This is a genomic window from Methyloceanibacter sp. (genome assembly GCF_058506495.1).
In genome coordinates this window covers 1-9,671 of the sequence record NZ_JBZMXT010000080.1, presented here as the reverse complement: position 1 = coordinate 9,671, position 9,671 = coordinate 1, and the positions used below count along the sequence as shown (strand labels likewise).

Here is a 9,671-nt window from a genome sequence, read left to right as displayed (position 1 = left end):
CGGGCCGCATGCGGCCCGGTTGCGCCGGCCTGCGGCCTTTACCTGGTGAAGGTCGACTATTAGGGCTGTACTATCGCCGAATCGGGCGCAGGGAGACGGGCATCCATGATCAAGCGCATCGCCACGGTCGGCGGGCTGACGCTCTTGTCGCGCCTAACTGGCTTCATTCGTGACGTGGTTATGGCTGCCATGCTGGGCGCTGGGCCCGTCGCCGATGCCTTCTTTGTTGCCTTCCGCCTGCCCAATCATTTCCGCGCGATCTTCGCCGAGGGCGCTTTCGCGGCGGCTTTCGTGCCAGCGTACGCCCATACGCTGGAGAAGGCGGGGCTCTCCGCTGCCAAACTCTTCGCAGATCAAGTCGGCGCGGCCCTCATCACGATCAATCTTGTCCTGCTCGCCATCGCGCTACTCTTCACGCCGGAAGTGGTCATGCTGCTCGCGCCAGGTCTATCCGACGATCCCGAGCGGTTCGACCTCGCTGTTGCGCTCACGCGTATTACCTTTCCCTATCTGGCCCTCGTGTCCTTGGAGACGCTGTTCGCCGGCATTCTCAACGCCAACAACCGGTTCGCTACGGCAGCCGGCGCGTCCATTCTCCTCAATGTCTCGCTTATCGCGACCCTGGCCCTGGCGCCGTATTTCGAGACTGCAGGCCACGCCGCGGCCTGGGGCGTTCTCATTGCGGGCATCGCGATGGTGCTGCTTGTGGGCGGCGATGCGGAGATGCATGGTTATGGCATCCGCCTGCGGATGCCGAGGCTAGACGCGCCGACGAAGCGGTTCCTGAAAGCCCTGGGGCCCGCGATCGTCGGCGCGGGCGGGGTGCAATTGGCGTTGTTCGCCGACACGGTGATCGCCTCCTTTTTGCCGGCGGGCTCTCTATCCGCACTGTACTATGCGGACCGCATCAATCAGCTGCCCATTGGCGTTGTAGGGATCGCCGTCGGGACGGTGCTGTTGCCGGAAATGTCCCGGCGTCTTGCTGCCGGCGATACAAGGGGTGCGGCCTCGGCCCAAGCGCGTGGGATTCAGCTGGCGCTGCTACTGACGATCCCGTGCGCCGCCGCGGCCGTAGCGATCCCCGACCTGATTATGCGGGCGCTATTCGCGCGCGGGGCTTTCACGAGTGAAAACGCTCTGTCCGCAGGCCACACGCTCGCCGCTTATTCGCTCGGTCTCATCCCCTTCGTGCTGCTTCGGAGCTTTACGGCGCCCTTCTATGCGCGTGGGGATACCGCAACCCCGGTCAAGGCGGCCCTTCTCGCCGCCAGCGTGAACATCGCGCTGAAGGTCGCGCTCATGGGGCCGCTGGCGCAGGTCGGCCTCGCACTTGCGACCAGTATCGGCGCCTGGGTCAATCTTTTCTTGCTCGCATATCTCGCACGTCGCCAGGGCTTTGCCGTGTCCGGTGAAGCCATTCGTGGACCTGTGGCGAAGCTCGTACTCATTGGTATCGCGTTCGCTGCCGGGCTCTATCTGGCGAGCCAGGGTCTGGAAGGCGCGCTGTCGTCCATGACAAACTTTCGCGAGGAGACAGTCCTCGGCATTCTCGTCGTCGTTGGCGGACTGCTCTATTTCGCGGCGGTTTTTATGGTTTTGGGACGCGACTGGCTTGCGGGGCTCATGAAAGAAATCGAGCACGAGGCAGCACAGCCCGCGCCGGTTAAGCCAGACCTTATCGAGGACCCGACTGACGCTTCGGAAAGCCTTCCGGACTCTGAGCCGCCGCCCAGGATCTAACCAGCTACGCGACGGCCTAGACCATCTTTAGATCGACAAGGGTCACGTCGCCGCTGTCGATTTCGCGTCCGAAGAAGATCGCTCCGATTCTGGCAAACCGCTCAGTCGAATCCGTGGCAAAGAAGTGGATGTTGCGCGGCGCGGCACTGATATCTGTCTGCAGAGTCGATGTGGCTAGAGTCTCGGCAACAGCGGCCGCTGTCGTATCAGCTGAGTCCACTAACGTAATTGCATCGCCCACATACCGCTGGATGGCAGCCTTCAATACGGGGAAATGCGTGCAGCCCAGCACAAGTGTGTCCGGCGCGCCTGGGTGCGCGAAAAGCGGTTCGAGATAGTCTTTGATGGCAGCAGTTGTCACGCTTGTGTCCGCCCAGCCTTCCTCAGCCAGTGCAACAAAGACTTGGCATGCAAGTTGTTCGACCATGGCATCGGCCATCAGACGGCGGATTGCGTGTACGTAGGCTGCTCCTTTGACCGTGCTCTCGGTCGCAAGAACGGCGATATGTTTGTTGCGTGTGGCCGCGACACCCGCACGCGCGCCAGGCTCAATCACGCCGATCACGGGCACTGGAGCGAGCGCTTCTCTCAGGGCATCGAGCGCCACGGCAGAGGCGGTATTGCACGCAATCACAACCATCTTTACGTCTTCGCTTAGAAGAAGATGCGTAGCCTGCAGAGCGTAAGCGCGTACCGTATCGGGGCTCTTGGTGCCATAGGGTAGTCTTGCAGTGTCACCGAGATAGACGAAATGTTCGTTTGGTAATCGAGCGCAGAGGGCCCGCAATACGGTAAGCCCGCCCATGCCGGAGTCGAAGACGCCTATGGGCCGCGTATCACCGGGCATCCGCATCCCCGATGGAACGATCTCCGAATGTTTCGAAGTAGGCTGCGATAAAGCGGCGATAGATCGCTGTAAGGACTTCAAGGTCGTCCAGCGTGGCGTTCTCGTCCACCTTGTGGATCGTCTCGCTCGTCAACCCAAACTCCAAGACGGGGCAGTAGTCCTTAATAAAGCGAGCATCCGACGTGCCGCCGCTTGTCGACAACACTGGCGTCTTGCCGGTGAGGGCGGTCACGGCTTCGCTTAAGAGTTCGTCGAGGGCGCCGGGCTTCGTGACGAAAGCATCTCCATGGGGGGCAAAGTCCAAGGTGAAACTCAGTCGCGTGTCATGGAACACGGCACCGATCTTTTCCATCAACATGGCCTTCAGTTTTTCAGCGTCATGGTTGTCGTTGAAGCGGATGTTGAAATGAGCTTCTGCTCGCGCAGGAATAATGTTGGTTGCAGAATTCCCAACGTCGATGCTCGTCACCTCCAGATTCGAAGGCGAGAAGTGGGTGCTGCCGGAATCGAGTTTGGTTTCATAGAGCTTTGCGAGGGCTGTCACGATCCCTTTCACAGGATTAGCCGCTAGATGCGGATAGGCGACGTGGCCTTGTTGTCCAGTCACGGTGAGATGCCCCGTCAGGCTTCCACGCCGTCCGATCTTGATCGTTTCGCCGAGAAACTCGGGGTTGGACGGCTCGCCCACCAGGCAATGATCGGGGACCAGATTCTCCGCCTCCATCCAAGATAGAACCTTCTTGGTTCCGTTGATCGCAGGACCTTCTTCGTCGCCGGTGATAAGGAGGCTGATCGTACCCGGGATCTCGCCGCCGCATGTTGCCACGTAGTCGATTGCCGCTGCCGCGAAACAGGCAACTGCTCCCTTCATATCCGAGGCGCCACGGCCGTAGAGCCGTCCGTCGGCGATGTCAGCGCTAAAGGGGTCGTGGCTCCAAAGGCTTTCGTCGCCCGGCGGAACCACGTCTGTATGGCCCGCGAAGCACAAATGCGGCGCTCCGGTTCCGATCCGCGCGACGAGATTGTCTACGTCCGGGGTGCCCTCCTCGCTGAAGGTCAGCCGGTTGCAGGAAAAGCCCGCAACCGAGAGGAACTCGCCGAGTGCATCCAATGCACCAGCGTCCGATGGCGTGACGCTTGGGCAATGGATCAAGCTTTTTGCGATAGCGAGCGCAGTTTCGGCCGGCGTTGACATGACGGCGTCCTTAGAAGGTCAAATCATATGTCTCGGCAAGGTCACGACCATGAAGGCGCGCCGCGCCGATGGCAAGCACGGCATTGGCCATGGGAGGCGTGACAGCACCGTGCGTGAAAGAAAACCTTTGCCTTGGGCGTTGGGAGAGCCTGCTAGCTCAGAGCCGCCAGCGGATCGCCTCCGTACTGGTTGGCGCCGGGCGTTCCTTTGAGGATACCCAGTTCAATAAGGAACCACAGGCCAACGCCGAGATTGATCAGAACACAGAGCCAACCGAGTCCATTGAGCTGCTCGGGAGTGCCGGTCAGTCCCCAGCCATCGAGCAGGCTTGCAGCAAGCGACGGCACCAAACCATAGAGCGCCATTTTCCCGGGTTTGTCCCGATCGTGGAAGCGCTTGGCGCAAACCGCATAACTCGGGAAGAAGAGTGCTATGGCAACGAGTGTCGCCAAGAAACCTCCGAAGAAGCCTGCTCCAAATATAACCTCGATCAGCACACCGAGAATGATACTGACAATGCCAAGGATCGCGATGCCAGCCCACCACTTTGCGCGGTTTATGCGGCCATCCATCGACGTAAAGATATATTGCAGATCCATTGTCTCCCCCCTGGTCAGAGTCTGACGCAAGCCTCAGGTTTTAGGCCCGAATCATGTCATTGCGAAGAGCGCGGTGTGCAACTGGCACTGATGCGCTACAAAGCCATGGAAGCGTCGTGGCCAAGTTGATATGGCCGACGACGCCACTCTAACCGAAATCAGTCGCGCAGCAATTCGTTGATCGAGGTCTTCGAGCGCGTTTGTTCGTCTACGGTTTTGACAATCACCGCACAATATAGCGAGGGGCCTGGCGTGCCGTCCGGCAATGGCTTGCCGGGCATTGAGCCGGGAACCACCACCGAATAGGGAGGAACGCGGCCATGGTGCACAAATCCCGTGGCGCGGTCGATGATCTTGGTGGATTGGCCGATATAGACGCCCATGGACAGCACCGAGCCTTCGCCCACTACTACGCCTTCCGCGACCTCGGCGCGTGCGCCGATGAAGCAATTGTCCTCGACGATCACGGGATTGGCCTGCAGCGGCTCAAGCACACCGCCAATTCCAGCGCCGCCCGAAAGGTGGACGTTCTTGCCGATTTGCGCGCAGGAGCCGACGGTTGCCCATGTGTCGATCATTGAGCCGCTGTCCACATGGGCGCCAAGGTTGACGAAGCAGGGCATCAGCACTACCCCCGGCGCGATGAAGGCGGAGTGTCGGACGATACAGCCCGGCACAGCCCGAAAGCCTGCTTCTCTAAAGTCCTTCGCCTTCCACTTGTCGAACTTGACCGGGACCTTGTCCCACCACGACGACCCGTCTGGGCCGCCGTCCATACGCTTCTGATCGTTGAGCTTGAACGACAACAGAATGGCCTTCTTGACCCACTGATTGACGATCCAGTCGCCCCCAACCTTCTCGGCAACACGCAGGTCGCCCTTGTCGAGCAAGTCCAGAACCTCCTCGACGCCATCGCGCACGACACCCTTGGTGTCCGAGTTGATATCGGATGCGTGGTCGAAGGCGCCGTCGATGAAGTTCTTTAGGTGATCGTGCGACATGGAATTCTCCCAAAACTCTCCAGATTACTGCGGGTTCCCTTGGACGCCGATAGCCCCATCGCTCTCAGCGTTCTCAGCAAGCGAAGCCCCAATGGCTGCAACGAAAGGAGTGAGCGCCTCTGTGCGATGATGAATGTGGTCCGGCAGTTCCGTCTCATCTCCATAGGCGACATGTTCCGGCCTGCCCATGGTGCGGCAATCGATCCAGACCGTGGTCATACCAAGTGCATGCGCGGTCTCAAGGTTATGCGGCAGGTCGTCGAAGATCGCAGCGCGCTGGCTATCGATGTCATGCGTGGCGACAAAACGTTCGAACCCGACAAGCGAAGGTTTCGGGTTCACGTACTCAAGGGCGTGAATATCAAAGATGTCCTCAAACAAGTCTTGTATGCCGAGCTTGGCTGTCACCCGCTCGGCGTGATTACGACAGCCATTCGTGAAAACCAGCTTTCGGCCCGGGAGCGATTGGATTGCATCGGCCAGCGCCGGAGAGGGGTCGACAACTTCGAGATCGATGTCGTGGACGTAGTCCAGAAAGTCGTGTGGCTTCACCCCATGCAGGCGGATAAGGCCGGCAAGAGTTGTGCCGTGCTCGAAATAGTATTGCTTTCGCAAAGCGTGCGCATCGTCGAGCGAGAGATTCAGGTTTTCGGCGATAAACGATCCCATTCGGCGGTCGATCTGGGAGAAGAGATCGCACTCGGCCGGGTAGAGCGTGTTGTCGAGGTCGAAGACCCAGGTTTCCACATGGTCAAAGCCGCGTTCGCGGGGCTGCCCCGGCGCCGCCTCCCTCATGTCTGCCTCGCGCGCGCGCGGCTGGGGCGACGGCGCTCAATCAGCGTGCCGGCTCCATGCTCCGTGAAGAGTTCGAGTAGAACGGAATGCGGGACCTTGCCGTTGATGATCACAACGGCCTCGACGCCATCGGCAATCACGTCGACGCAACCCTCGATCTTCGGGATCATGCCGCCTGAGATTGTGCCGTCCGCGATCAGATCGAGCGCCTCTGCCGTCGTCATGGATCGGATGAGGTCTCCGTTTTTGTCCAAGACGCCATCCACGTCAGTCAGGAGAAGCAGGCGCTTGGCCGTCAGGGCAACTGCAATCGCAGCTGCAAACGTATCTGCGTTGATGTTCAGCGTTTCGCCGTCTGGGCCGACGCCAATGGGTGCGACCACAGGGATCAGATCGGAGTTGATGATGACATCAATAATGTGCGGTTCGACGAGTCCGGGCTCTCCGACAAAACCTAAGTCCAAGATCTTTTCGATATTGGATTCGGGATCGCGGACGCGCCGCTCAAGCCGCTTTGCGCGCATCAAGTTGGCATCTTTTCCAGAGATGCCGACGGCCTTGCCGCCCTGGTCGTTGATCGCAGAAACGATCTCCTTGTTCACGGAACCAGCCAAGACCATCTCGACTACGTCGACGGTCTGCCGGTCGGTGACCCGCAAGCCGTCCTTGAACTCGGTCTTGATATTCAGGCGCTCTAGGAGACGTCCGATCTGAGGACCGCCGCCATGCACCACGACGGGGTTCACTCCGGCCTGCTTGAGCAGCACGACGTCCCGCGCAAAATCCCGCGCTAGCTCAGGATCCCCCATCGCGTGCCCGCCATACTTCACGACGACCGTCTTGCGGTCGTAGCGCTGCATATAGGGCAAGGCCTCGGAGAGAATCTTGGCCTTTGTGTGCGCCGAGCCAAGCGCGTCCGTCAGGGCAGCCGCGGCGCCGTCCGAATCGCCGGCAATTGGCGGATTTGTGTTCGTATCTGTCACGGGTGCGCTTATAGCGGCGGAAGGCCTTAAGGTTCAACGCCGTTTGGTATGAGACCAGCGATCGTGGCCCGCAGTTCCGGGATGCCGAGGCCTTCCCGGGCGGAGGTCACGAGCAAATGCGGGAATGCTGCGGGACGCTTGGCGAGCTCCGTTTCAGTCTTGGCGATGACAGCTTCGAGCTCGATTTTCTTCGGTTTGTCTGCCTTGGTGAGCACGCCCTGATACGAGACCGCCGCCTCGTCCATGAGCTTCATGGTTTCCCGGTCGTTAGCCTTTATGCCATGCCGGCTATCGATCAGGAGGAAGACCCGTTTGAGCTCCCGGCGGCCTCTCAAATAGTCCTCGATCAGTCGGGTCCAGCCTTTCACCGCAGATCGCGAGGCTTTCGCGTACCCGTAGCCCGGCATATCAACGAGATATGCGCTGCCAACGCCGTCGGGCGCTTCGGTGCCGAGGGTGAAGAAATTCAGTTCCCGTGTTCTCCCCGGGGTTACGGACACGCGCGCAAGGGTCTTTCGTCCCGTCAAGGCGTTGATCAGGCTCGATTTGCCAACATTGGACCGTCCCGCAAACGCGATCTCGGGGCGACCGTCCTGAGGGAGTCCCTCGACAGCCACGGCACCGAGCACGAAGTTGCATGGCGCGCCAAAGAGGGCACGCCCGCGCGCAATCTCAGCATCGGTGAATTCCGGCTTGGTCATGATCATGGAGTGCCCGGCTTCGCGGGCAACCACAAGCCAAAAGCGCGGTGGTTAGGCCGGGCTTTCGCCGTCCGCCTCACGATCGGGCGCTTTCGGCGCAGCCTTTTTAGCAGCACGCTTCCTCGGACCGCGTTTTTTCCGTGGCGCTTTCTTCTGCGCACGCGGTGCTGCTTCGGCGCCATTGACCGAATCTTCGGCAGCGGGCTCTGCGTCCTCCGAAGCAGGATCGGCCGCAGTCTGTTTGGCGGCCCGTTCAGCGCGACGGGAAGCCTTTGCGCTGCGCTTTTCCTCGGCGGTGGCCCGAGCAGACTTATCTTCCTCCGTTTCGTCGACAGGCTCCTTCGGAGGCTTAAAGCCAAGATTCTCGAGGAGTGGAATGTCCACCCCCTGCCGCCACATGATGGCCGACTGCTGAAGGATCGACAGGAAGTTGTTCCAGGCCCAGTAGATGACGAGGCCCGACGGGAACGACGCCAGCATGTAGGTGAAGACCACCGGCATCCATGTGAAGATTTTTTGCTGGATCGGATCTGGTGGAGCCGGGTTCAGCTTCATCTGGAACCACATGGTGACGCCCATGATGATTGGCCAAATGCCAACCATGAGGAACAGAGGTGGGTCCCACGGAATCAGCCCGAAAAGATTGAAGATTGAGGTGGGATCGGGCGCCGAAAGATCTTTGATCCAGCCGAAAAACGGCGCGTGACGCATTTCGATTGTCACGAACAGCACTTTGTAGAGCGCGAAGAAGACGGGGATCTGCACAAGGATCGGCAAACAGCCTGACGCAGGATTGACCTTCTCCTTCTTATACAGGTCCATCATCGCCTGCTGCTGACGCATGCGATCGTCGCCATAGCGCTCCTTGATCTTCTGCATCTCCGGCGCGAGTTTCTTCATCCGGCTCATCGAAACGTAGGACTTGTTCGCGAGCGGGAAGAGGATAAGTTTGATCAGCACAGTGACGATTAGGATCGAAACGCCGAAGTTGCCGACAAGTCGGAAAAAGTAGTCAAGCGCGTAGAAGAGCGGCTTCGTAAGGAAATAGAACCAGCCCCAATCGATCAGAAGATCGAATTTGGGAATGTTGTAAGTGCTGGCGTAGCCGTCCACCACGTTCACTTCCTTGGCTCCGGCGAAGATCTGCCCGGACACGTTCACTGTGGCGCCCGGTGCGATGTTCATCGCGCTCATCAAGTAGTCGGATTGGAACCGCTTCTTGCCGCCATTGTCCGATCCTGAGAACTTGGCCTCGAACGGAATATTCTGAGCGGGCACCATAGCCGTTGCCCAGTATTTGTCCGTGATGCCGAGCCAGCCATTCTCGCTTTTGAATGTCTCCGGCTGGTCCTCGAGGGCCGAGCTGTAGCTAATTTCCTGGAGACCGTCGTCGACAACCCCGATCAGGCCTTCATGCAAAATGTAGAAGCCCTGGACTTGAGGCAGTTCGTGGCGAGAGACTAAGCCATAGGGGTAAATGGTTGCCGCCTCGGTCCCCGTATTGGCGATCTGATCTTCGATCGTGAACATGTATTTGTCGTCGATCGAGATGGTCCGCGTGAACTTGAGACCTTCGCCGTTGTCGTAAGAGAGCGTGATGGGTGTGTTTGGTGTAAGCTTGCCGTCGCTCTCGGCCGTCCAGAGTGTGTCGCCAGACGGTAGTGGCCCGTCGTTCCTGCCTGCGCTCACAAAACCTCGCTCGGCATAGTAGGCGCCGGGGCCTCCGGCCGGAGAAAGCAGGATGACCTGCGCGCTGTCGGGGTCGACCGTGACCCGATAGTCCTTCAGGGTCAGATCATCTATCCGGGCG

General features: G+C 59.6%; 9 protein-coding genes. 1 reads left to right on the top strand and 8 read right to left on the bottom strand.

What is annotated here, in order from left to right:
• The first annotated feature begins 105 nt into the window (after positions 1–105).
• The gene (murJ, locus tag AC33YF_RS11475) at positions 106–1,740 is read left to right on the top strand and encodes a murein biosynthesis integral membrane protein MurJ (RefSeq protein ID WP_491777338.1); all 1,635 of its coding nucleotides are present in this window, start codon (positions 106–108) and stop codon (positions 1,738–1,740) included.
• A 16-nt stretch (positions 1,741–1,756) separates the two neighbouring features.
• Here murJ and murI read toward each other — a convergent pair whose 3' ends face one another.
• The 8 genes from murI to yidC form a co-directional block, all read right to left on the bottom strand.
• Positions 1,757–2,593, bottom strand: coding sequence for a glutamate racemase (gene murI / locus AC33YF_RS11470; protein WP_491777337.1), 837 nt, complete (start codon positions 2,591–2,593; stop codon positions 1,757–1,759).
• Positions 2,577–3,782, bottom strand: coding sequence for a succinyl-diaminopimelate desuccinylase (gene dapE, locus AC33YF_RS11465; protein ID WP_491777336.1), 1,206 nt, complete (start codon positions 3,780–3,782; stop codon positions 2,577–2,579). The genes murI and dapE overlap by 17 nt, the downstream gene beginning before the upstream one ends.
• Positions 3,783–3,934: 152 nt before the next feature.
• On the bottom strand, positions 3,935–4,381 hold the full coding sequence (locus tag AC33YF_RS11460) for a DUF805 domain-containing protein (protein WP_491777335.1): 447 nt from the start codon (positions 4,379–4,381) through the stop codon (positions 3,935–3,937).
• 158 nt (positions 4,382–4,539) lie between these two features.
• Positions 4,540–5,382: a 2,3,4,5-tetrahydropyridine-2,6-dicarboxylate N-succinyltransferase gene (gene dapD / locus AC33YF_RS11455; protein WP_491777334.1), complete on the bottom strand. Its 843-nt coding sequence runs from the start codon at positions 5,380–5,382 to the stop codon at positions 4,540–4,542.
• A gap of 24 nt (positions 5,383–5,406) precedes the next feature.
• Positions 5,407–6,177 (bottom strand): pyrimidine 5'-nucleotidase, encoded by a 771-nt coding sequence (locus AC33YF_RS11450; RefSeq protein ID WP_491777333.1) that lies wholly within the window; start codon positions 6,175–6,177, stop codon positions 5,407–5,409.
• Positions 6,174–7,037: an acetylglutamate kinase gene (gene argB / locus AC33YF_RS11445; RefSeq protein WP_491777339.1), complete on the bottom strand. Its 864-nt coding sequence runs from the start codon at positions 7,035–7,037 to the stop codon at positions 6,174–6,176. Before argB ends, AC33YF_RS11450 begins: the two co-directional genes overlap by 4 nt.
• A 149-nt stretch (positions 7,038–7,186) precedes the next feature.
• The gene (yihA, locus tag AC33YF_RS11440; protein WP_491777332.1) at positions 7,187–7,861 is read right to left on the bottom strand and encodes a ribosome biogenesis GTP-binding protein YihA/YsxC; all 675 of its coding nucleotides are present in this window, start codon (positions 7,859–7,861) and stop codon (positions 7,187–7,189) included.
• A 51-nt stretch (positions 7,862–7,912) separates the two neighbouring features.
• Positions 7,913–9,671 (bottom strand): membrane protein insertase YidC (gene yidC / locus AC33YF_RS11435; RefSeq protein WP_491777331.1); only part of this gene is annotated, 1,759 nt, incomplete at its 5' end.

Coding starts and splice junctions, on each gene's coding strand:
- murJ (WP_491777338.1), top strand. CDS start 106: ATGATCAAGCGCATCGCCACGGTCGGCGGGCTGACGCTCTTGTCGCGC.
- murI (WP_491777337.1), bottom strand. CDS start 2,593: ATGCGGATGCCCGGTGATACGCGGCCCATAGGCGTCTTCGACTCCGGC.
- dapE (WP_491777336.1), bottom strand. CDS start 3,782: ATGTCAACGCCGGCCGAAACTGCGCTCGCTATCGCAAAAAGCTTGATC.
- AC33YF_RS11460 (WP_491777335.1), bottom strand. CDS start 4,381: ATGGATCTGCAATATATCTTTACGTCGATGGATGGCCGCATAAACCGC.
- dapD (WP_491777334.1), bottom strand. CDS start 5,382: ATGTCGCACGATCACCTAAAGAACTTCATCGACGGCGCCTTCGACCAC.
- AC33YF_RS11450 (WP_491777333.1), bottom strand. CDS start 6,177: ATGAGGGAGGCGGCGCCGGGGCAGCCCCGCGAACGCGGCTTTGACCAT.
- argB (WP_491777339.1), bottom strand. CDS start 7,037: ATGCAGCGCTACGACCGCAAGACGGTCGTCGTGAAGTATGGCGGGCAC.
- yihA (WP_491777332.1), bottom strand. CDS start 7,861: ATGACCAAGCCGGAATTCACCGATGCTGAGATTGCGCGCGGGCGTGCC.